Source organism: Pantoea sp. Fr-CA_6 (assembly GCF_024520895.1).
Taxonomy (GTDB): Bacteria; Pseudomonadota; Gammaproteobacteria; order Enterobacterales; family Enterobacteriaceae; genus Pantoea; species Pantoea agglomerans.
Window position 1 is genome coordinate 93,422 of the sequence record NZ_JALNPO010000001.1, and the last position, 20,479, is coordinate 113,900.

The following is a 20,479-nucleotide window of genomic DNA, read 5'->3' on the forward strand; positions in this document are numbered from 1 at the left end:
AAATTAAAGGCGGCATTGCCGCCTTTATTCTTCAGTGTGGCTGGCGCAGCACCTGTCGGGAGTCGATGACCAGACACTCACCCCGACAGCCCGACTCATCAGTGATCACTGGATCCGCTGGCAGCGTGTAGGCCATTCCATTTTTCTCCCTGATAAAATGCGCCATCCCGGCAAACATTTGTGACCACTCATCAGGATTTTCTCCGGCAGTACAAAAGTCCGCCATACGCGCCGGAGCTGTCAACTTTTCCTGACAGATCCCTTTCTGCAGGTGCGCGACTTAGCGTATTATTGTCTTATCTGAACCTGATTAAGGCGAACGCAATGCGTCTGGAAGTGTTCTGTCAGGACCGACTCGGTCTGACGCGTGAACTGCTCGATCTGCTGGTGGCACGCAACATTGATTTACGCGGTATCGAAATCACGGCGCTGGGCCGCATCTACCTGAACTTTTCTGCACTGGAATTTGACGCCTTCAGCAATCTGATGGCGGAAATCCGGCGTACACCGGGCGTAACAGATGTGCGCACGGTAGCGTACATGCCCTCTGAACGCGAGCATCGTGCGCTGAGCGCCCTGCTGGTGGCGATGCCGGATCCGGTTTTCTCCATCGATCTGAAAAGCAAGGTTGAACTGGCTAATCCGGCCGCACAGAACCTGTTTAATCTTGATGAAGAGAAGATGCGCAACTTCAGCGCCGGTAATCTGATTAACGGCTTCAACTTCATGCGCTGGCTGGAGAGCGATCGGGTTGAAGCGCAGGCGCAGCATGTGGTCATTGAGGGCCGCGATTTTCTGATGGAGGCGCGTCCTATTTATCTGCCGGGCGAAGAGGGCCAGAATGACAGGCCGGTGGGGGCGATGGTGATGCTGAAGTCGACAGCCCGCATGGGTCGTCAGTTGCAGAATCTGGTGGTCACCGATGAATCGGAGTTTGACCATATCATTGCTGTCACGCCGAAGATGCGTCAGGTGGTGGATCAGGCGCGTAAACTGGCGATGCTTGATGCACCTTTACTGATTGTTGGCGACACCGGCACCGGGAAAGATATGCTGGCACGTGCCTGCCATCTGCGCAGTGCCCGCGGTAAGAATCCCTTTTTGGCGCTCAACTGTGCCTCACTTCCAGATGACGTCGCTGAAAGCGAGCTGTTTGGTCATGCCGCCGGAGCCTATCCGAATGCGCTGGAAGGTAAGAAGGGCTTTTTTGAGCAGGCTAACGGCGGCTCTGTGCTGCTGGATGAGATTGGTGAGATGTCGCCGAGAATGCAGACCAAGCTGCTGCGTTTTCTCAATGATGGCACCTTCCGCCGCGTCGGTGAAGAGCATGAAGTGCATGTCAATGTGCGGGTAATCTGCGCTACGCAGAAAAACCTGATTGAGCTGGTGCAGCGTGGAGAATTCCGCGAGGATCTCTTTTACCGACTCAATGTGCTGACGCTGCAACTGCCGCCTCTGCGCGATCGTCCGCAGGATATTCTGCCGCTGACCGAGATGTTTGTTGCCCGCTTTGCGGATGAGCAGGGGATGGCGCGTCCGCGACTCTCGCCGCAACTTAACGCTTTTCTGACCCGCTACGCCTGGCCTGGCAATGTGCGTCAGCTGAAAAATGCGCTTTATCGGGCGTTAACCCAACTGGAAGGTTACGAACTGCGTCCGCAGGATATCGTGTTGCCTGAACAGGCACTGGATGTGTCACTGGGCGATGAGGCACTGGAAGGGACGCTGGATCAGATCACCAGTCGTTTCGAACGGTCGATTCTGACGCGGCTCTATCTCTCCTATCCCAGCACCCGAAAACTGGCAAAACGGCTTGGTGTGTCGCATACGGCGATTGCGAATAAATTGCGGGAGTATGGTCTGGGGCAGAAGCGCACCGAAAGCGAATAAACGGCAAACAGAAGAGATGGGAAGCGGATAACCTGGTTATCCGCTTTTTTTATTATTTCAGCGCGGTCAGCGCAGCGTCATAATCAGGCTCAGTGGTGATTTCATCAACCAGCTGGCTGTAGATCACTTTATCGTTCTCATCCAGCACAATTACGGCACGTGCGGTCAGACCTTCCAGCGCACCATCGGCAATTTCCACGCCATAATCATATTTAAACTCTGAGCCGCGCAGGGTCGACAACGTCACCACGTTGTTCAGGTTTTCTGCGCCACAGAAGCGCGACTGGGCAAACGGCAGATCGGCAGAGATGCATAACACCACGGTGTTATTCAGTTCGCTTGCAGCCTGATTGAACTTGCGCACCGATGAAGCACAGACACCGGTATCTACGCTCGGGAAAATGTTCAGAATTTTGCGTTTTCCTGCATACTCAGAGAGCGCGACGTTGACCAGGTTTTTCGCTACCAGCGTGAAAGCTTTGGCTTTATCGCCAGCCTGAGGAAACTGACCAGCAACCGGTACGGCATTACCCTGAAAATGAACAGTCTGAGACATAGTGATTCCTTTTAATGATAAAAAAGATCTGACACAAAACGGCTAAAGATAGCCGTTGTTTATGACATAAATGTTAAGGGTTTACGAGTTCAATTGTGGAATTTAACGTGGCGGTCTGCCACTGCATCACACATTGTGGAGTGGAAATGAGAACGGTAAAAAGTTATCCCGAAGCCTGGCCGTTGCATACGCCGTTTGTCATTGCCCGTGGAACCCGGACTGAAGTCAAAGTGGTGGTGGTTGAAATTGAGGAAGACGGAGTAAAAGGCGTTGGCGAAGCGACGCCTTATGCGCGCTATGGTGAAAGCGAGGCGTCGGTACTGGCGCAGATCGCCGCGCTGCTGCCCGCGCTGCAACAGGGCATGACGCGCGAGGCGTTACAACAGGCGCTGCCCGCCGGGGCGGCGCGCAACGCCATTGACAGCGCACTGTGGGATCTCGCCTCACACCAGCAGCAGAGCAGCCTCTGGCAGCTTAGCGGCGTAACCGCACCTGAGGATGTGGTGACCGCGCAGACCGTCAGCATTGATACTCCCGAGGCGATGGCCAGCAGCGCGCTGGCGCTGTGGCAGCATGGGGCAACACTACTGAAGATTAAGCTGGATAATAATTTCATTACCGAACGGCTGATGGCGATTCGCGCCGCCGTGCCGGACGCGACCCTGATTGTGGATGCCAATGAATCCTGGCACGCTGAAGGTCTGGCGGCGCGCTGTCAGCTGCTGGCGGACATCAATGTGGCGATGCTGGAACAGCCCCTGCCAGCGGGTGAGGATGCGGCGCTGGAGAACTTTATCCATCCATTACCGATCTGCGCCGATGAGAGCTGTCACACCCGCGAAAGTCTGGCGGCACTGCGAGGTCGTTATGAGATGGTCAACATTAAGCTGGATAAAGCGGGCGGGCTGACCGAGGCGCTGGCGCTGGCCGATGCGGCTCTGCAGCAGGGTTTTGCGGTAATGCTCGGCTGCATGCTCTGCACCTCGCGGGCGATACGCGCCGCACTGCCGCTGGTGCCGCAGACCCGCTTTGCCGATCTCGACGGGCCAACCTGGCTGGCGGTGGATGCAGAACCGGCGATTAAAGTGCGCAACGGTCAGCTGATCATTGCTGCCAGCGCAGCAGATTAACCATCATCTCCAGGTAGGTTTCAGTGGCTTCATCCACTGAAATCACCGGCATTTCAGCGGTCACGCAGGGCAGGCTGAGATCTTTACACCAGCTGCCGAATGAGCCTGGTGTGTCATAACCAACGCTGCTGACCCGCGGAAGGCCGGTGTGGCTGGCCAGCCAACCACCAATCTCTGCCTGATGCGGGTCGTCAACACAGCCCAGCGGTTCATGCCATGAGACGATCCAGCGTGGTTTCAGCTGATGAATCAGCGCGCAGAGCGCCTGGGTTTCCGGTTCAGAAGCCGGATGAGCCCCGGTCGAGAGCGCCACATCACGCTCATCGGCAGCGCTGTTCCAGCGATACACCGTCTCGCCTGACTGCCAGTTCGCCGCCGGAAAGTTGCGGTTGAGATCGACGCCGTTAGCGTTCGCGCGCAGTCCGAGCTGACAGCCATCAGGATTGACCGCTAACACCACGTGGTGCCGACGCATTCCATCAGGCAGCGTCCGTAATGCGGCGGAGAGGGTGGCGATGGCCGCATTCTCATCACCGTGAGTGCCTGCCAGAATCAACCCGCTCTCGGGATCGCCCAGCGGCGCCGGAAACCAGAGCAGCGGCGCACCCAGCACTGAGCGGCCATACTGCTGATAGGGGACGTCCAGTTTGCCGCGCAGGGGACGTGGATGGAGTGGCGACATAGTTATTTCCTCAAAGGGTTTTACTAAAAGTAGCGGAAAAGCCGTGTGCGGAAAATAGCTATTTATCTGTCAGCCATTTGCGCTAAAGTGCCCTGCACAAGTTGCATCGGCAACAGACTGATGCAGCGCTTCTTTGGGGTAAAGGAGTGATAATGGTCAAGACCTTTCGCATGACGCTGGCAGCAATCAGCCTGAGCAGCATCATCACACCCGCCATCGCGGCGAATCCACCCGCTGGCGCACAGCTGGCTGAACAGCAGCAGATCGTTCGCCATATTAAAGATGAACCCGCTTCGCTCGATCCGCTTAAAGCGGTAGGACTGCCTGAAATTCAGGTGATACGCGATCTGTTTGAAGGGCTGACCAATCAGGATGCGCAGGGCAAAATCGTGCCGGGCGTGGCGCAGAGCTGGAGCAGCAGTGATAACAAAACCTGGGTCTTTACGCTGCGTAATAACGCGCGCTGGTCGAACGGTGATCCGGTCACGGCTCAGGATTTTGTCTACAGCTGGCAGCGCCTGGTCGATCCAAAAAACAGTTCAGCCTTTGCCTGGTTCGCGGGCTTAAGCGGTATTCAAAATGCGGCAGCGATTACCAAAGGCGAAATGACGCCCGACAAGCTGGGTGTGGTCGCCCAGAGTAAAAACCAGCTGAAGGTGACGCTGGATCGTCCGGTGCCTTGGTTCCCGGCGCTGGTGGCTAACGTGGCGCTTTTCCCGGTGCCGCAGAAAATTATTGCGCAACAGGGTGACAGCTGGACGTCACCCGGCAAACTGGTGGGCAACGGGGCCTATCAGCTCAGCGAACGCGTAGTGAACGAAAAAATCGTACTGACACGTAATCCTCACTACTGGGATGATGCCCATTCGGTGCTCACGAAAGTGACTTTTGTGCCGATTAATGAAGAGTCGAGCGCCACTAAACGTTATCGATCCAACGATATTGATATCACCGAATCCTTCCCGAAAAACATGTATGCGCTACTGAAGAAAACTCTGCCCGGAGAGGTCTACACACCTGACCAGTTAGGCACCTATTACTACGCGTTTAACACGCAGAAAGGGCCGACGGCCGATGTGCGGGTTCGCAAAGCGCTCTCCTGGTCTATCGACCGGAAAGTGATTGCTGAAAAAGTGCTGGGAACCGGTGAGAAACCGGCGTGGCACTTTACGCCAGATGTGACAGCAGGCTTTAAGCCACTGCCCACGTTCATGCAACAGCACGATCAGAACAGCCTGAATGCACAGGCCAAATCGCTGCTCGCTGCTGCCGGTTACGGTCCCGGCAAGCCGCTGAAACTCAAACTGCTCTACAACACCTCTGAGAGCCACCAGAAGATTGCGATTGCTGTGGCCTCAATGTGGAAAAAGAACCTCGGTGTGGATGTCACGCTGGAGAACCAGGAGTGGAAAACCTATATCGACAGCCGTAACAGCGGAAACTTCGATGTGATCCGCGCCTCGTGGGTCGGTGACTACAATGAACCCTCCACTTTCCTGAATCTGCTGACGTCGGGCAACAGCAGCAACATCGCGCGCTTTAACAACGCGGATTATGATGCGGTTATCGCCAAAGCCAGCCGGGAGACCAGCGATCAGGTACGTAACAGCGATTACAACCGTGCCGAGCAGATCCTGGCTGAGCAGGCCCCGATCGCCCCCATCTATCAGTACACCAATGGCCGCCTGATTAAACCCTGGGTCAAAGGCTATCCCATCACTAACCCTGAAGATGTCGCCTACAGTCGCGAACTGTGGATTGAAAAGCACTAAGTGCAGGTGGCCGGTCAACCGGCCACCCTCTGACATCTTTCTACACAGCCCGGAGATTGCAACTCAACACCGTCACGCTAGACTGTATCGTATTGATTTTAGTAGTGAGGCGACGGTGTGGACGTAATTGAAGGAAAAGCGTTACAGGTTTCAGATGCCATAATTTCCTGCCAGCTGGATGGCAAGGGCGGGATGATCCCGATTGCTGAAGATGAAGTCATCCAGTGTGAGCAGCCCTGCTGGCTCCATCTGAACTATACCCACCGTAAGAGCGCGGAATGGCTGCAGTCGACGACACAAATCCCTGATGCCGTGCGTGACGCCTTAGCGGGCGACAGTATGCGTCCACGCGTCAGCCGACTGGGCGACGGCTTTATGATCGTGCTGCGCAGCGTCAACCACAACAGCGATGCGCGTCGCGACCAGCTGGTGGTGATGCGGGTATTTATCAACGATAAGCTCATCGTCTCGACCCGGCGGCGTAAAGTTTCTGCCGTCGATGAAGTCCTCACGGATTTGCAGAATGGTAATGGCCCGATTGACTGCGGCAGCTGGCTGGTCGATATCTGTGATGCCCTGACCGATCACACCAGCGAGTTTATCGAAGATTTACATGACAAAATCATTGAGCTGGAAGATGCGCTGCTTGACCAGCGGATGCCGGCACGAGGCGAACTTGGCCTGCTGCGCAAACAGCTGATTGTGATGCGGCGGTATATGGCGCCGCAGCGTGATGTCTATGCGCGGCTGGCCAGTGAAAAACTGGCCTGGATGGATGACACCGAACGCCGCCGGATGCAGGAAATCGCCGATCGGCTGGGACGCGGGCTGGATGATCTGGATGCGGGGGTGGCGCGTACCGCGATTCTGGCTGATGAGGTTGCTTCTGCGATGGCGGAGTCGATGAACCGACGTACCTATACCATGTCACTGATGGCGATGATTTTTCTGCCAGCCACCTTCCTGACCGGCCTGTTTGGCGTCAACCTGGGCGGTATTCCGGGCGGCGAATGGCGATACGGTTTCTCTATCTTCTGTCTGCTGCTGGTGGCACTGGCCGTGGGGGTAGCGGGGTACCTGCGCAAGCGGCGCTGGCTCTAGCGTTATGCGTAGCGTATCGGTTATCTGCGCTGAAAATCCCGTAAAGGACGCAAAAGCTGATCGACATCAAGAACCCATTGTCGCTGCTGACGCAAACTCTCTCCCGCAGGTGAATGCAACGTCAAGCGATGGGCGTTGCGCTCCATATTGTCTTACTTCCTAATTTAGAATTAATGCATAGCACATTTAATTCGAAACATGCCGGCCCGTGTGCCGGCTTTTTTTTTGCCCGCCTGGCTGTAACGCCGTTCCTTACCTAAGCTTAAAGTCCATTCGCAACAAAAGGAGTACGGCATGAGCGCGATTCTTAACAGCGAGCCGATCCCCACGGATCCGATCCCGATTCCTGAGCCTATTCCTCAGCCACAACCCCAGCCTGATCCGCCGACAGATCCGGAATTTCCGCCGATAATGGATCCACCACCGCATCGCAACATATAAAAAAAGGGCGTGCTGCCAGCAGCACGCCCTTAACCTTTTCAGCACTTATTTAATCTGAATCACATCCAGACGCGCGCTGGTATCCGGGGCATCCTCTTCATCAGCCCGCCAGCCAACAGGCTGCAGCGGCAGAGATTCCCGGTCAAAGGCGAGATCCCCGCCGTCAACCACCGCATCGCCATGCTTAATGCCTTTAAAATCGAACAGGTTGATATCCGCCATATGTGACGGCACCACATTCTGCATCGCGCTGAACATGGTTTCGATACGGCCAGGATAGCGCTTATCCCAGTCACGCAGCATATCGGCTACCACCTGACGCTGCAGGTTCGGCTGAGAACCGCAGAGGTTACACGGAATAATCGGGAACTGACGCGCTTCTGAGAAGCGGATGATATCTTTCTCGCGGCAGTAAGCCAGCGGACGGATCACAATCTGCTTGCCATCGTCGCTCATCAGCTTTGGCGGCATGCCTTTCATTTTTCCGCCGTAAAACATGTTCAGGAACAGCGTCTGCAGAATGTCATCGCGATGGTGGCCCAGCGCAATTTTAGTACAGCCCAGCTCAGTTGCGACGCGATAGAGAATGCCACGGCGCAGGCGCGAGCAGAGTGAGCAGGTGGTTTTGCCTTCCGGGATCTTATCTTTGACGATGGAGTAGGTATCTTCTTCGATAATCCGATACTCAACGCCCTGCGACTCAAGATATTCCGGCAGGATATGCTCAGGGAAGCCCGGCTGTTTCTGGTCGAGGTTAACGGCAATCAGGCTGAAGTTGACCGGCGCGCTTTTTTGCAGACTGCGCAAAATTTCCAGCATGGTGTAGCTGTCTTTGCCGCCCGACAGGCAGACCATGATGCGGTCGCCTTCTTCAATCATATTAAAATCTGCAATGGCTTCACCGACGTTACGACGCAGACGTTTTTGCAGTTTATTGAGGTTGTACTGTTCTTTCTTGTCAACCGTTTGATTATCTTGCATTTTTACCTATCTCAAAATCCAGAAAGCGTAGCTAAAGGGCAAATTGCCGTGCGCGTTCAGCCAGACACTTCACTGCGGTGTCACGAATATGCAGCGTATGGTACGGATTGTTGCCGCGAATGCCAGTACTGGAGTGAAGTAATCAGCGGATAGCCGCCCGGGAAATCCGGCAGCGACTACCCGTTAAGGGAGCAGCGACGTAAATCGATGCGGCGGTACTCAGTGAAAAATGAGGGCAGGCCTTACCAGGTCATTACCCAAAAATTGCGGGCTGATGTGTCACGGATAGCGTTCAACTATGCGATGTCAGCTGGCTGGCACCTCTTTCCACTGGCAATCGATTTCATCATTGTGCGCAGAACAGGATGGCAGTGATGCCTGGTAAGCATCAGCCCGCGCATTCTCTTTTTTTGCCGCACAACCCGCAGTCATAAAAATGATTGAGATAATTAACAGATATTTCATCAGAGCGACCAGTAAGCAAAAAAAAGAGCATGCACCGCTATTAATCAATCATGCATAAACGGAGTCCTGTTTATGCTTATCTGATTTGAAAATTTTATTTGAATTGTTGCTATAAATCTGCAGGGAGTTAAATATCCTGATGCACTGTTAATTTCATTAACGCCTGAATCTGAAAAACACTGCTGTTGAATATGCGTTGACACTGCCGGGTTATAATTGTGAATACGTAAGATGCACAGGCATCACTGTTTTTTTGTATCCCATTAAATCTGAATCGATTTTACTGGCACATATCGCCACGTCCAAAACTGTTGCTTTTCAAAGCAGACGGGCGAAATTAAAGCCATTAAAGTGAATGTGAAAGTTAAAAAGGGCGGCTTTAATTTTTACACTCATAACTGTTTTTCCTGAGAGACTTGCTGTGACTTCATCGTTCCGCACATCATGGTAATGCGGGCAGCGTAACAAATCGTTAAATTGCTGGCTATATATGTGAATAAGGACGGAGCAAACTTTAAATTCGATGAGACATCCGGTAAACACTCACGATATAAAAAATTATGGTGTCCGATTTATATTGACGATGATACTCTTTTTACTCTGCTATGTTGCAGTCATGTATTGCGGCGTTTTGTTGCTGGTAAACCGACACGGATTACTGCATTTCCTGCTGCACTGAATTTATTATTGCTAGCCACAGGCTTTAAAAATCCAGCGATAAGCATGATGTAAAAAATGTCTGAGCACTTCCAGCAAACTTTCAGCGCCTTCCCCCACCAGACACTGTCCGGTCTCAAGCGCATTATTTACGGAATTACGATGATCCAGGATCATCATGATGGCCATAGCGCCCGCAATCAGCGTAAAGATAAGCATGCTCTGTACCGGCCAGCTACTTTTACGTACAGAAGCGGACAGGGTTTCGTCACGATGGTCAGAGTTCTGGCGCATTTTTCACCGGATAAATGGTTACCTTAATAAACAATCACGGATTATGACATTAATTCCCGGCGGGCTCTATATCTCAGGTCAGGCTGCATGATTCTGATAATAGATGAATCTGATGGAGAGGGCAGAAGGCAGTGCGTACCGATAACTCCCTTCTGCAACGTCCTGGCGCTGAACGGCCTGTGTTCAGCAGGAATGATCTTTATGGAAAGGAATTTACATCATCTCCAGCGACTGAACTCCTTTGATCTCCATGACCTTATCATAGAGGTGAGCATCGTTTGATTTGCGGGACAGCGTCACCTGAACGCTGAGCTCACACAGACCACTCTCCTCATCCCGGTTAATCACCGTCACATTGCCGTAGCGAATGCCTTCCCGCTGCATGACCAGCAGCACCAGCGGCACACTTTTGGGCTTAAGAAAAACCAGCAGCGTATGATGTTTACCGATGAGAAAATGGCTCAGGCGGCGGAACACTTCCAGCACCACCAGCGCCAGCACCGTGCCATAAATGCCGATCTCATACATGCCGCTGCCAATCACCAGACCAATCGCCGCAGTCACCCATAATCCCGCCGCCGTGGTTAAGCCTTTCACCACCTGCTTCTGAATCATAATGGTGCCTGCGCCAAGGAAACCCATGCCGCTGACTACCTGGGCAGCAATACGGCTGGGATCCAGTGCCACATGGTCACTATTGAGCATATCGGCGAAGCCATATTTCGATACCAGCATAAACATCGCACTGCCGATACCGACCAGAATATGGGTACGCAGTCCCGCTTCTTTGGCCCGCATCTGGCGCTCCATGCCGATCAGGCCGCCAAGAATACCGGCCAGCGCTATGCGAATTAACATATCCATTAACATGGCTTTACTCCGAATTAATAAGGGCCGAAAAAGGGTGACAATTCAGCTATAACAGGTAAACAAGATAATTCTGCTTGCAAATGACGCCGGAGAATTTTGTAAAAAGCTGTTTCACCTCTCGACCCGTTGTGCTGCCTGACATATGCTGAGCCAGCCTTTTCCCCCACTTCCCGGAGTCCGACTGATGAAAGCAGCCACCTTTTTGCTGGCCGGTGCCGCATTATTACTCTCTGCCTGCAGCAGCAACAGTGATGATAACGAGCCACCGCAACAAGCCACCGCCGCCCACATCCAGCCACGGGTGGTGATGTCTTCCCTGGCAGAAAGCACCTGTTCGAATGCGGGCGGAACGCTGGCATTTTCGCATCAGCTGGATGGCTCAAGAGTGGGGATGTGTCAGTTAGTCAATGGACGTCGCTGTGATGAGCAGGCGTTAATTGGCGGGAATTGCGCGCGCTGATGGTCAGGCCGGATTGCTCCGGCCCGCACAGTCAGGCAGAGAGTCGGTTCGGGCAGTTTTCACCCCGGTCGAGCTGGCTGAGATTATTCAGTGTCGTTTCAGAAATGGCGGTCAGCGCTTCGGCGGTTAAAAACGCCTGATGGCCGGTGAACAACACGTTATGGCACGCCGACAGACGGCGGAACACATCGTCCTGAATCACATCATTCGACTTATCTTCAAAGAACAGATCACGTTCATTCTCATAAACATCCATGCCGAGCGCGCCGATTTTCTGCTGTTTCAGCGCGTCAATCGCCGCCTGTGAATCAATCAGACCACCCCGACTGGTGTTGATAACCATTACCCCATCGCGCATCTGTTTAAACGCATCGGCGTTGAGCAGATGATGATTCTCCGGCGTCAGCGGACAGTGCAGGGTAATGACGTGGGATTCAGCAAACAGCGTCTTCAGATCGACATATTCCGCGCCCAGTTCCAGCGCCTGCTCACTCGGGTAGGGATCATACGCCAGCAGCCGCATACCAAAACCTTTCAGAATCCGCATCGTCGCGATCCCGATTTTACCGGTACCGATAACACCCGCGGTTTTGTTATGCATGTTAAAACCGGTCAGGCCGTCGAGCGAAAAGTTTGCGTCACGGGTACGCTGATAAGCGCGATGAATACGGCGATTCAGGGTCATCATCAGGCCGATAGTATGTTCAGCGACCGCTTCCGGTGAGTAGGCCGGCACGCGCACCACTTCCAGACCCAGCTCTTTTGCAGCAGCCAGATCAACATTATTGAAACCGGCACAGCGCAGCGCGATATATTTCACACCCAGCCCGGCCAGCTCTTCCAGCACCGGGCGACTGCCGTCATCGTTTACAAAGATACAGACAGCATCGCATCCCACAGCGGTTTTGGCGGTGCTTTCAGAGAGTAAAAAGTCAAAAAACACCAGTTCAAAGCCGAACTGCTGATTGACCTGCTCAAGGTATTTCTGATCGTAATGTTTGGTGCTGTAAACCGCGATTTTCATCGTTGTGCTCCTGCAGAGGTGATAGAGCAAGGATAACGTTTTCTGACTGACTTTGCTGAAACAGCTGACTTGTGTCCGGCGCAGACCTTCACCTCTGGCAGATTACATGCCATCATCGTTGTCAGGATACTGTAAGGAAAAGGATTATGGCTTTTATGCCACGGATGTTCCGGCGACGGCTGGCCGCCATTCTGGCGCTGATTCTGCTGCTGCTCGGCCTGATCTTGACTGTTACGCAATGGCTGCCGCGGCTGGTCGGCATCTGGCTACCTGAAGATACCCGCATTGAGCTGTCGGGCGCACCGCGCTGGCGGGAAGGTGGCCTGTGGTTGCCACAACTTCGTTATCTCGCAGGGGATTGCTCCCTGGCAACGGTAAAGGGAGTGTCACTGGGCTGGCATCAGTCGCGCTGGAAACTGAATGCGTCAGAGCTGACGCTGGATAGCACCTGCCTGCAAAAATTACCGGCCAGTGATGGCAGCACGGCAGCCCCCAAAACGCTGGCCGAATGGCAGGCAATGCTGCCTGGCGCCGACGTTCATCTGGGCAAATTAATTGTTACGCCGTGGCAGACGTATGCGGGCGCGCTGGATCTGACGCTGGAAAAAGATCGTCAGCAACTCAGTTATCAGGGCGATAATCTGCAGCTGGCGGCAACGCTGACCGGTCAGCAGCTCGCTATCAGTCGCCTGACGCTCACCCATCCTGCACTTCCTGAACCCGTCACGCTGAGTGGTCATCTGGCGTTACCCATCTTTGCCACTGATCTGCCGGTGAACGGCGAGGTGACCGGACAGCTGGCGCTGGACGCACTGCCGCATCCCCTGAAGCTGACGCTTAACTGGCAGCAGCAGCAGGGCGAGCTACGCGTGGCAATGGCCGAAGTGACCAGGCCGCTTCTCAGACTGCCGTGGCAGATCAGCCGCGATCAGATTCGGATTGAAAAGGGCGAATACTTCTGGCCGCTGGAGGCTCAGCCGCTATCAGGGTTTGTTAACCTGACGCTGGATAACTGGCAGTCTGGCCTTGAAAGTAGCCAGATTAGCGGTCGCGTTAACCTGCTGACCCAGGGACGCGGCGGCAAGGGTAACGTGGTGCTCGGCGTCGGGCCCGGCAACCTCAGCCTGACCAACAGCAACCTGCCGTTTCAGCTAACCGGCGAAAGCAAGCTGGCCGACCTGCAGCTTTACGGCTCCATTCCGGGCGTGCTCAGCGGCTCGATCCTCGATCCTCAACTGGTGCTGCAACCTAAATCGCTGCTGCGCCTGCGGGGCCGGTTGCTGTCAACGCTGGAAGTGGACGAAGCGCGCTGGCCGCTGGCGGGCGTACGACTCTCCTCGCAGGGTATTGATGGCCGCCTGCAGGCCATTCTCAATGCGCACGATGCCAGTTTTGGCCGCTTCCGGTTGCATCTCGATGGCCGCGCCAATGATTTCTGGCCCGATAAGGGCGAATGGAACTGGCGCTACTGGGGAGGTGGCGAGATGCTGCCGCTGCAGGCGCGCTGGGATGTTAAAGGCACGGGCGGCTGGCACGACACCCTGATCCATCTGGATACCTTGTCCACCGGTTTTAATCAGCTGGCGTATGGCAGTGTCAACGTTGCAAAACCGCGTCTGACACTGACTAAACCGGTAAACTGGCAGCGTGATGCGGCGCATCCGGCGTTCAATGGGCATTTCCGCCTGCAGGCAGGAGAGACCCGCTTCAGCTATGGCGGACATCTGGCAGATTCCACGCTCGACTTTGAGGCTAAAGGTCGTGATCCCGGCTATTTTATCTGGCGAGGCAGTTTACAGGCGGGCAAGGTTGGCCCGCTGCGGGTTAACGGCCGCTGGGATGGCGAACGGCTGCGCGGCCAGGCCTGGTGGCCGGCACAGTCGCTGACGGTGTTTCAGCCGTTGCTCAGCCCCGACATGAAAATGCAGATCCAGGGCGGCCGTTTGCAGGCACAGGTCGCTTTTTCCGCCGCAAGTGAACAGGGTTTCCAGGCGGGAGGCCACTGGACGGTAAAACAGGGCAGCATCTGGACGCCTGACAGCCAGGTTAACGGTATCGACTTCTCGCTGCCGTTCAGATTCCATGAGCAGCAATGGCAATTTGGTCAGCATGGCCCGGTATCACTGCGCATTGCCGAGGTTAAGAACCAGTTTGCGATGCAGAATATTCGCGCTGACCTGCAGGGTAACTGGCCGTGGTCCGAACAGGCGCCGCTGACGTTGCAGGATGTCAGCCTTGATCTGCTGGGCGGACAAATTACGCTGCCCGCTTTGCGCATGCCGCAGCATGAGCCAGCCCGGGTGTCGCTGCGCAATATCAGCCTCAGCGAGCTGGTGACGGCGCTGAAACCTAAACAGTTTGCCATGTCGGGCAAGGTCAACGGTGAGCTGCCGCTGTGGCTCAATAATCCACACTGGCTGGTGGAGAAAGGGTGGATTGCCAACAGCGGTCCGCTGACCTTCCGGCTGGATAAAGATATGGCGGATGCGATTACCCGCAATAACGTGGCGACGGGCGCCGCGCTGGACTGGTTACGCTATATGGAAGTCTCCCGCAGCTGGGCCACGATCAATCTGGATAATCTTGGCGACCTCACCATGGAGGCGCAGGTGCAGGGCGTCAGCCAGTTCAGTAACCGTCGTCAGACGGTTAATCTCAACTATCATCATCAGGAAAACCTGTTTCAGCTCTGGCGCAGCCTGCGCTTTGGCGATAATTTGCAATCCTGGTTAGAGCAACATGCGAATTTGCCATCCAACAAGGACATTTCACCATGAGCCTGAGGGCATTACTGGTTCTGGCAGCCGGACTGCTGAGCATCGGCTGCGTGCCGCGCATTGAAGTCACGGCACCTAAAGATCCCATCACCATCAACATGAACGTGAAAATCGAACATGAGATCCACATCAAAGTCGATAAAGACGTGGAAGCGCTATTGAAAAACCAGAGCGGTCTGTTCTGAGGAGAGCAACGATGAAACGCATAAGCGCGGTGCTGTTCCTCGCCCTGACGATGGCGCAGCCTGCCTGGGCACTGACGCTGGATCAGGCGCGGCAATCGGGGCGGGCAGGTGAAACGCTCTCCGGCTATCTGGCGGCACGTGCGCAGGATAGTGAAACGCTGGCACTGGTGCAGCGTATTAATGCCGGACGTCAGCAGGAGTATCAGCGACTGGCAGAACAGAATAATCTCTCCACGGCCGATGTCGCCAGTATTGCCGGACAGAAGCTGGTGAGCCGTGCGGCAGCGGGGGAATATGTGCGCGGCATTAACGGTCAGTGGCTGAGAAAAGCGGCAGAGAGCAGTCAGTAACCGGCGAAAAAAAACCGGGCGCATGGCCCGGTCTTTTACAGCGTCATCCTGAGATGAGTGAGACTTATGCCGTCACGATCTGCTTGATAGCGTCTTTCGCTTCAGCGGTCGCTTTGCTGGCCACTTCCGGACCGTAAGCGATGCCTTCAGCAAACACGAACTCAACGTCAGTGATGCCGATGAAGCCCAGGAACAGCTTGACGTAAGGGGTCAGCAGGTCAGTTGGGGTATCTTTATGAATGCCGCCACGGCTCGAGATAACGACTGCCGTTTTGCCTTTAACCAGACCTTCCGGGCCTGCTTCGGTGTAGCGGAACGTCACGCCAGCACGGGCAATCAGGTCGAAATAGTTTTTCAGCTGCGTCGGGATGTTGAAGTTGTACATTGGCGCGGCAATCACCACTTCATCATGAGCCTGCAGTTCTGCAATCAGTTCATCAGACAGGTCCAGAGCCTCCTGCTGACGAGGTGACAGCGGGGTATCAGAGGGACGCATTGCACCCACTAACTCGCCATCCAGTACCGGGATCGGGTTAGCCGCCAGGTCACGTACGGTAACCTCTTTACCCTGGGCCTTTGCCTGTTCGATGTAGAAGTCAGCGAGCTGGCTTGATTGTGAATAGCCTGCAAGAATGCTTGATTTCAGAACTAAAACTTTGCTCATGGTGGTTTCCTGTCTGTTACGCGGAAGACTTTCCGCTCAATGGTTTACACTCTACGGTTATCGATGGCGCGGTGAAAGCGCAATATTTCGAGACCCATGTTCGAATTTATTGAATAAGCGTAACCGGGGCCAGCCGCCGGAACAGTTCAGAATGTGCTATGATGCGCGCAATTATTTTTTATTGAATCAGCTGGTTATCCCGGCTTGCAGGGCGCTGCTTCAGGCAGCGACACCGTCTGAGTAAGGTACGTCACTATTATGTCATCTCCCGATACTTCCCCACTGGCAGCGCTCTGGTCACGCCTCGACGGTGTAATGCTGCGCGATCGCCAGCGGTTACAGCGCCGTTTACAGGGTGCCAGAAAAGCTAAAAACCCCGAGGCACAGCAGGGCATTGCCAGCGAGCTTGAGCAGGACTTTATCGCTGCCGAGCAGCGCGTGGCCCAGCGCCGTGCGGCCACGCCAGCCATTACCTTCCCGGACAATCTGCCGGTCAGTCAGAAGCAGCAGGATATTGCTGAGGCGATTCGCGATCACCAGGTAGTGATTGTCGCCGGTGAAACCGGCTCGGGCAAAACCACGCAGCTGCCGAAAATCTGTCTGGCGCTGGGACGTGGTGTGACGGGTCTGATTGGTCATACGCAGCCGCGCCGTCTGGCCGCACGTACCGTGGCGAATCGCATTGCCGATGAACTCAGCACTTCGCTGGGCGGCTGCGTCGGCTATAAAGTACGGTTTAACGACCAGGTCAGTGACCTGACGCAGATTAAACTGATGACCGACGGGATTCTGCTGGCGGAGATCCAGCAGGATCGTCTGCTGATGCAATATGACACCATCATTATTGATGAAGCGCACGAACGCAGCCTGAATATCGATTTCCTGCTCGGTTATCTGCGTGAGCTGCTGCCGCGTCGCCCCGATCTGAAAGTGATTATCACTTCCGCCACCATCGATCCACAGCGTTTCTCGCGTCATTTCAATAATGCGCCGGTGATTGAAGTCTCAGGCCGGACCTATCCGGTTGAAGTGCGCTATCGGCCGGTGATCGAAGAGGCGGATGATGGCGATCGTGACCAGCTGCAGGCGATTTTTGATGCCGTAGATGAGCTGGGCCGGGAAAGTCGGGGCGATATCCTGATCTTCATGAGTGGTGAGCGTGAAATACGTGATACCGCCGACGCGCTGAACAAACGCGATCTGCCACACACCGAAGTGCTGCCGCTCTATGCACGGCTGTCGAACGCCGAACAGAACCGGGTGTTTCAGTCGCACAGTGGTCGTCGTATCGTGCTGGCGACCAACGTCGCGGAAACCTCGCTGACGGTGCCGGGGATTAAATATGTGATCGATCCCGGTACGGCGCGTATCAGTCGTTACAGTTTCCGTACCAAAGTGCAGCGCCTGCCGATTGAACCGATATCACAGGCGTCTGCCAACCAGCGTAAAGGGCGTTGCGGCCGCGTTTCAGACGGTATCTGTATCCGCCTTTACGCGGAAGATGACTTCCTGAGTCGTCCGGCCTTTACCGATCCTGAAATCCTGCGCACCAACCTGGCGTCAGTGATCCTGCAGATGACCTCGCTGGGCCTCGGCGATATCGCCGCCTTCCCGTTTGTGGAAGCGCCCGATAAGCGCAATATCCAGGATGGCGTCCGCCTGCTGGAAGAGCTGGGCGCGCTGACCCTGAACGAAGAGACCGGTCACTATAAGCTTACCGGTTCCGGGCGTCAGCTGGCGCAGCTGCCGGTGGATCCCCGCCTGGCGCGGATGGTGCTGGAAGCGCAGAAATTTGGCTGCGTGCGCGAAGTGATGATTATCACCGCTGGCCTGTCGATTCAGGACCCGCGTGAGCGTCCGGCAGATAAAAAGCAGGCGTCCGATGAGAAGCACCGGCGCTTTGCCGACAAAGACTCCGACTTCCTCGCCTATGTGAATCTCTGGAACTACCTGGCGGAGCAGCAGAAAGCGCTGTCCGGGAATGTTTTCCGCCGCCAGTGCAAAAGCGATTTCCTTAACTATCTGCGCGTACGGGAATGGCAGGATATCTACACCCAGTTGCGGCAGGTGGTGCGTGAACTGGGCATTCCGGTTAAGCGTGAACCGGCTGAGCTGCAGCCCGTCCACTGCGCGCTGTTAAGCGGTCTGCTGTCGCATATCGGGCAGAAAGACACCGATAAGCAGGAGTATACCGGCGCGCGCAATACCCGCTTCGCGATCTTCCCTGGCTCCGGGCTGTTTAAAAAGCCGCCGAAGTGGACCATGGTAGCGGAACTGGTCGAGACCAGCCGCCTGTGGGGCCGCACGGCGGGCCGTATTGAACCAGAGTGGATTGAGCCGCTGGCACAGCATCTGATCAAGCGCAGCTACAGTGAACCGCACTGGGAGAAATCGCAGGGCGCGGTGATGGCCAGCGAAAAAGTCACGCTCTATGGCCTGCCGATTGTCGCCGCCCGTAAAGTTAACTATGGCAGCATCGATCCCACCCTGAGCCGTGAACTGTTTATTCGTCACGCGCTGGTGGAGGGCGACTGGCAGACCCGACACGCCTTCTTCCGCGCAAACCAGAAGCTGCGCAGCGAAGTGGAAGATCTGGAACACAAATCCCGTCGCCGCGACATTCTGGTTGATGACGAAACGCTGTTTGCTTTTTATGACCAGCGCATTGGCAAAGAGGTGGTCTCAGCGAAGCATTTCGACAGCTGGTGGAAACAGGCCAGTCGCGAAAACGCAGAACTGCTGAATTTCGACAAGCAGATGCTGATCAAAGAGGGTGCGGATAAAGTCAGTCAGCTCGACTACCCCAACTTCTGGCATCAGGGCAACCTCAAACTGAAGCTGAGTTATCAGTTTGAGCCGGGCGCAGATGCGGATGGCGTGACGGTACATATTCCGCTGCCGCTGCTGAATCAGGTTGAAGATAGCGGTTTTGAGTGGCAGATCCCCGGTGTACGCCGTGAACTGATCATCGCACTGATTAAGTCACTGCCCAAGCCGCTGCGACGCAACCTGGTGCCTGCGCCCAACTACGCCGAAGCGTTCTTAGGAAGAGTGAAAGCGATGGAGATGCCGCTGCCTGATGCGCTGGCGCGGGAATTTCGCCGCATGACCGGCGTCACGCTGGAGCGGGAAAGCTGGCAGTGGGAACAGGTGCCCGATCATCTGAAAATGACGTTCCGGGTAGTCGACGAGCACAACCGTAAACTGCTGGAAGGCAAAGATCTCACTGCGCTTAAGGCACAGCTGAAAGACAAAGTGCAGGAAACGCTGTCGAAAGTGGCGGATGACGGGCTGGAGCAGAGCGGGCTGCATATCTGGAGTTTTGGCGATCTGCCACGCAGTTATGAACAGAAGCGCGGCAGCTACCAGGTTAAAGCCTGGCCTGCGCTGGTCGACGAGAAAGAGAGCGTCGCCATTCGTCTGTTTGACAGCGAGCAGGAGCAGCAAAAAATGATGTGGCGCGGTCAGCGTCGCCTGCTGCTGCTGAATGTGCCGTCACCGGTTAAATATCTGCACGAGAAGCTGCCGAACAAAGCCAAGCTCGGACTCTACTTTAACCCTTATGGCAAAGTGCTGGAGCTGATTGACGACTGCATCGCCTGTGGCATCGACAAGCTGATGGGGGAAGCGGGCGGTCCGGCCTGGGATCAAACCTCGTTTGAGCAGTTGCGTGACAAGGTGCGCGGCGAACTCAATGAAACCGTGGTGACCATCGCGAAGCAGGTCGAGCAGATCCTGACGGCAGTCTTCAACATTAATAAGCGTCTGAAGGGCCGGGTCGATATGACCATGGCGCTGGCGTTATCTGACATAAAAGCGCAGTTAAGTGGCCTGGTTTATCGCGGCTTTGTCACAGGCAACGGCTGGCAGCGACTGGCCGATACGCTGCGTTATCTGCATGGGATTGAGCGCCGACTGGAAAAACTGCCTGCCGATCCGCACAGCGATCGTGCGCGGATGTTAAAAGTGCAGGCAGTGGAACAGGCTTATCAGGCGTGGCGCAACAAGTTGCCGCCGCAGCGTCAGGATGATGAAGAGGTGCAGAGCATCCGCTGGATGATCGAAGAGCTGCGAATCAGCTATTTTGCTCAGCAACTGGGTACGCCTTATCCCATCTCAGATAAGCGTATTCTGCAGATGATGGAGCAGATAGCGGGTTAAACGCCGGGATGCGCGCCGT

The 20,479-nt window shown here is 55.1% G+C and carries 18 protein-coding genes; 9 read left to right on the forward strand and 9 right to left on the reverse strand.

Annotated features, from left to right (window positions below):
- Positions 1-31 precede the first annotated feature (31 nt).
- On the reverse strand, positions 32-244 hold the full coding sequence (locus tag NR201_RS00465) for a hypothetical protein (RefSeq protein WP_152931553.1): 213 nt from the start codon (positions 242-244) through the stop codon (positions 32-34).
- 80 nt (positions 245-324) lie between these two features.
- Here NR201_RS00465 and tyrR point away from each other — a divergent pair, with 80 nt between their 5' ends.
- Positions 325-1,890 (forward strand): transcriptional regulator TyrR, encoded by a 1,566-nt coding sequence (gene tyrR / locus NR201_RS00470; RefSeq protein ID WP_031591537.1) that lies wholly within the window; start codon positions 325-327, stop codon positions 1,888-1,890.
- Between the two features lie 52 nt (positions 1,891-1,942).
- Here the strand turns inward: tyrR and tpx are convergent, their stop codons facing one another.
- A complete protein-coding gene (tpx, locus tag NR201_RS00475; RefSeq protein WP_010244619.1) occupies positions 1,943-2,446 on the reverse strand; it encodes a thiol peroxidase in 504 nt (167 codons plus the stop codon).
- 146 nt (positions 2,447-2,592) lie between these two features.
- Between tpx and ycjG the strand changes: the two genes are divergently transcribed.
- On the forward strand, positions 2,593-3,576 hold the full coding sequence (gene ycjG / locus NR201_RS00480) for an L-Ala-D/L-Glu epimerase (protein WP_256849239.1): 984 nt from the start codon (positions 2,593-2,595) through the stop codon (positions 3,574-3,576).
- Here ycjG and mpaA read toward each other — a convergent pair.
- Entirely contained in the window at positions 3,551-4,258 is a 708-nt protein-coding gene (mpaA, locus tag NR201_RS00485) for a murein tripeptide amidase MpaA (RefSeq protein ID WP_033779111.1), read from the reverse strand. The genes ycjG and mpaA overlap by 26 nt on opposite strands.
- A gap of 152 nt (positions 4,259-4,410) precedes the next feature.
- Here mpaA and NR201_RS00490 point away from each other — a divergent pair, with 152 nt between their 5' ends.
- Complete coding sequence (locus NR201_RS00490) at positions 4,411-6,030, forward strand: ABC transporter substrate-binding protein (protein ID WP_010670219.1); 1,620 nt, start codon at positions 4,411-4,413, stop codon at positions 6,028-6,030.
- Positions 6,031-6,147: 117 nt separating this feature from the next.
- On the forward strand, positions 6,148-7,131 hold the full coding sequence (gene zntB, locus NR201_RS00495) for a zinc transporter ZntB (RefSeq protein ID WP_010244630.1): 984 nt from the start codon (positions 6,148-6,150) through the stop codon (positions 7,129-7,131).
- A gap of 486 nt (positions 7,132-7,617) precedes the next feature.
- Here the strand turns inward: zntB and ttcA are convergent, their stop codons facing one another.
- From ttcA to NR201_RS00515, 4 genes are all read right to left on the reverse strand, one after another.
- A complete protein-coding gene (gene ttcA, locus NR201_RS00500; protein WP_039386354.1) occupies positions 7,618-8,553 on the reverse strand; it encodes a tRNA 2-thiocytidine(32) synthetase TtcA in 936 nt (311 codons plus the stop codon).
- Between the two features lie 306 nt (positions 8,554-8,859).
- Positions 8,860-9,018: a hypothetical protein gene (locus tag NR201_RS00505; protein WP_182504707.1), complete on the reverse strand. Its 159-nt coding sequence runs from the start codon at positions 9,016-9,018 to the stop codon at positions 8,860-8,862.
- A 690-nt stretch (positions 9,019-9,708) separates the two neighbouring features.
- A complete protein-coding gene (locus NR201_RS00510) occupies positions 9,709-9,969 on the reverse strand; it encodes a hypothetical protein (RefSeq protein WP_256849240.1) in 261 nt (86 codons plus the stop codon).
- Positions 9,970-10,182: 213 nt separating this feature from the next.
- A complete protein-coding gene (locus NR201_RS00515) occupies positions 10,183-10,839 on the reverse strand; it encodes an MgtC/SapB family protein (RefSeq protein WP_010244641.1) in 657 nt (218 codons plus the stop codon).
- Between the two features lie 184 nt (positions 10,840-11,023).
- On the opposite strand from NR201_RS00515, the gene NR201_RS00520 reads away from it, so the two are divergent.
- Complete coding sequence (locus tag NR201_RS00520) at positions 11,024-11,299, forward strand: DUF333 domain-containing protein (protein ID WP_003853763.1); 276 nt, start codon at positions 11,024-11,026, stop codon at positions 11,297-11,299.
- 31 nt (positions 11,300-11,330) lie between these two features.
- On the opposite strand, the gene NR201_RS00525 is transcribed toward NR201_RS00520, so the two are convergent.
- Positions 11,331-12,323, reverse strand: coding sequence for a 2-hydroxyacid dehydrogenase (locus NR201_RS00525; protein ID WP_010244644.1), 993 nt, complete (start codon positions 12,321-12,323; stop codon positions 11,331-11,333).
- 146 nt (positions 12,324-12,469) lie between these two features.
- On the opposite strand from NR201_RS00525, the gene NR201_RS00530 reads away from it, so the two are divergent.
- From NR201_RS00530 to NR201_RS00540, 3 genes are read left to right on the forward strand one after another with little or no spacing between them, the layout of a single operon-like run.
- Positions 12,470-15,100 (forward strand): YdbH family protein, encoded by a 2,631-nt coding sequence (locus NR201_RS00530; protein WP_306281166.1) that lies wholly within the window; start codon positions 12,470-12,472, stop codon positions 15,098-15,100.
- Positions 15,097-15,285 carry a YnbE family lipoprotein gene (locus NR201_RS00535; RefSeq protein WP_009090058.1) on the forward strand — a complete coding sequence of 63 codons (189 nt, stop codon included), beginning with the start codon at positions 15,097-15,099 and terminating at the stop codon, positions 15,283-15,285. The genes NR201_RS00530 and NR201_RS00535 overlap by 4 nt, the downstream gene beginning before the upstream one ends.
- A gap of 11 nt (positions 15,286-15,296) precedes the next feature.
- Entirely contained in the window at positions 15,297-15,635 is a 339-nt protein-coding gene (locus tag NR201_RS00540; protein WP_033779117.1) for a YdbL family protein, read from the forward strand.
- Between the two features lie 64 nt (positions 15,636-15,699).
- Here NR201_RS00540 and azoR read toward each other — a convergent pair whose 3' ends face one another.
- Positions 15,700-16,299, reverse strand: a complete 600-nt coding sequence (gene azoR / locus NR201_RS00545) for an FMN-dependent NADH-azoreductase (protein WP_010244651.1) — start codon at positions 16,297-16,299, stop codon at positions 15,700-15,702.
- 258 nt (positions 16,300-16,557) lie between these two features.
- On the opposite strand from azoR, the gene hrpA reads away from it, so the two are divergent.
- Positions 16,558-20,460, forward strand: coding sequence for an ATP-dependent RNA helicase HrpA (gene hrpA / locus NR201_RS00550; protein WP_256849241.1), 3,903 nt, complete (start codon positions 16,558-16,560; stop codon positions 20,458-20,460).
- Positions 20,461-20,479 lie beyond the last annotated feature (19 nt).